1 protein-coding gene and 1 pseudogene are annotated in these 2,280 nt (G+C 71.3%); both read left to right on the top strand.

Annotated features, from left to right (window positions below; all coding sequences use genetic code 11):
- The first annotated feature begins 348 nt into the window (after nucleotides 1–348).
- Entirely contained in the window at nucleotides 349–2,019 is a 1,671-nt protein-coding gene (locus ACRDP3_RS10435; protein WP_431516591.1) for a sel1 repeat family protein, read from the top strand.
- Between the two features lie 146 nt (nucleotides 2,020–2,165).
- Nucleotides 2,166–2,280 (top strand): annotated as a pseudogene (locus tag ACRDP3_RS10430) (N-acetyl-gamma-glutamyl-phosphate reductase); the annotation flags it as partial.

Here is a 2,280-nt window from a genome sequence, read left to right as displayed (position 1 = left end):
CGGGGGAAGGCTGACTTCGTCATTGTCACCAGTATGCGCCCCCTGAGGCGAACTGTGACCCGTCGCACGGTTCCTGGTTGGTCACGGCGCCCGGAACCCGGTTCTCGCGGCCCTCGCCGTCCCGCATGAGCGGAGCCGACTGCCGCCGTGGGCCCGTCGCCGGTTCACCGACCGGCCCGATCCTCCGATGCCGTTCCGGCGGGGCGCCGTCCGGGGCTGCCGGTCCCGGTGGACTATGCGCTCTAGTTGGCCCGCCCGCCCAAGTAGAGCACCTAGCGCACCGGCCCTTGCCGGACGGCAACAGCCGCCAACTGGCTGGTTTTTGGCGCTACCTGGCACGATGCGATCATGACGCAGGACATACAGGCCCACGGAGAGGCGCTCGTCGCCGCCGCCCGCGCCGGCGACACCAAGACCGCCCGCCGGCACACCGACTTCTTCGTGCTGCGCAAGTACGTGGACGAAGGCATCCCGTACTGGGAGCAGGCCGTGGCGGCCGGCGACGCCTTCTCGCATTACACCCTTGCCCGGTACCGGAAGATCCGGGGTGATCGGCAGGCCGCGGACGCGCTCTACCGCGCCGTCGCCGAACGGCACGCCGGGTGCGCCTACGGACTCGGGGTACTGCTCCGCGAGGATGGTGATCCGGAGGCCGCCGATTGGTTCCGCCGCGGCTGGGAGGCAGGACGCAACCTTGACTGCAAGATCGAGCTCGGCAAGCTGCTCGCGGCCCAGGGGCGACTCGACGAGGCGGCGAAGTTCCTGATGAGCGACGTCGATCTGGGCGACATCGCGGTCTTCCGCTGGGCGCAGCTCTTCGAGTCGATCCGCGAGGACTTCGACCGCGTCGCGGCGGGGCTCGATGCCGCCGAGGCCGCCGGGGACGGGGACGCCGCCGCCGAGGCGCTGCGCCCGCTCTGCGCTCTGGAACAGCACTTCCGCGACTACCCGGGCCTGACGACCGAGGCGGCCGGTTACTACCGCAGGGCTTCCGCGGTCAGCGCCTCCGCCCGCGTGGACCATGCCGTGTTCCTGACGGAGACGGGCGGCGAGGCGTCCTGGCCCGAGGCCCGCGGCCTGCTGCTCCAAGCCCACGAGGAGGGCTACGAAGGCGCCGCGTACGCACTCGGTGTCCTGCACGAGCAGCGCGGCGACCTCGGCGACGCCGAGCACTGGTACGGCCTCGCGGCCGCTCACGGGCATCAGCCGGCCCAGTGGAACCTCGGGCTCCTGTGCAAGCGGCAGCGGCGGTACGAGGAGGCAGAACGCTGGTTTCGAGAGGTCGGCGAGGACGACGAAGACGTCGTCGAGCAGCTCGCCCGGATCGCCGCGATCCGAACGGGCGGCGCCGTCGCCCCCGGCAAGGACCTGCGCCGACTGCCAAGGCTGCGGGAGCGAGCCGAGGCGGGGGACGTGCACGCCTCGTACACCTACGGGAGGCTCCTCGGCGACTGGGGCGGCGCGGACGACCGCCACCTGGTCCGCTGGATCGAACCCGCCGCGCTGGCCGGGGACCCACAGGCGGCGTACGACCTCGCAGAGCTGTACGGCGCGCTGCGCAGGCCCACGCTGCGCGACCAGTGGCACCGCACGGCCGCCGAGGCGGGCCACCACGACGCGTGCAACCAGATGGGGTGGCTCTCCGAGCACCACCGGGACCACCAGGAGGCCGAGCGCTGGTATGTGCGCGCGGCCGGTGACGGGTCCCCGCTCAACGCCATGCTCGCGGGCAAACTGAAGGCCCAGCGCGGCGCGTACGCCGAGGCGGAACCGTTTCTCCGTATGGCCTGGGAACAAGGCGGCGACTCCGCGTACAGGACGGAGGCCGCAGGCTACTACGGACTCGTTCTGTACCGTCTGGGCCGCCCCGCGGAAGCCGTCGAGCCGCTGCGGACCGCCGCTGCACGCTGGGACGACGACGTGAGCGCCCGCTACGGCCGGGACGACCTGGACGTACTGTCCCGGACGGTCGACCCGGAGAAGGAGTTGGCGAAGGTGGAGGCGGCGCTGACGGCGTGACGTCGCCGGCTGGAAGCCTGAGCGCGCTCAGTGCCCACTGTCCCGCTCAGTCACCCGCGGGTGGAGGGTCACAGGGGAAGCCCTTGAGGCTCATTGCATAAAACTGCCGAGCTACGTATAGTCATACTCTCAGTGAGGAGGGTTCGATGGCAGTGCGAGCAGCGGTCGCGGGGGCGAGCGGCTATGCGGGCGGGGAGATTCTGCGTCTGCTGGCCGCGCATCCGGAGGTCGAGGTCGGTGCGCTCACCGGCAATTCCAACG

It is taken from the genome of Streptomyces sp., assembly GCF_050698815.1.
In the GTDB taxonomy this organism is placed as follows: Bacteria; Actinomycetota; Actinomycetes; order Streptomycetales; family Streptomycetaceae; genus Streptomyces.
The sequence above is the reverse complement of the archived record's forward strand: the minus strand, read 5'-3'. Positions and strand labels throughout refer to the sequence as shown.